A 253-nucleotide genomic window follows, 5' to 3' on the forward strand; every position below is an offset into this window, starting at 1 on the left:
TTTGTTAAAAATATGTGTATAAGGAGATACGTGATGAACTGGGTTACTCATAAACCATCGTTTGAATTTGAAAATTTTAGTCCTATTATTCGGTCACAATCTGCGTGGAGTGGGCATTTAGATTTCGCATATGATTTAGTAAGATTTGAAGAACCAGCAACTTTAGTTGAGTTAGGTACGCATTTAGGTGCTTCCTTTTTTAGTTTTTGCCAGGGGGTAAAAGATGGTGGGTTAGCCACAAAATGTTTTGCTG

1 pseudogene is annotated in these 253 nt (G+C 36.4%); it reads left to right on the top strand.

Annotated elements, in window-relative coordinates:
- Positions 1-33: 33 nt before the first annotated feature.
- Positions 34-253 (top strand): annotated as a pseudogene (locus tag SB775_RS31770) (class I SAM-dependent methyltransferase); the annotation flags it as partial.

The sequence above is a fragment of the Peribacillus sp. SIMBA_075 genome, from assembly GCF_046534585.1.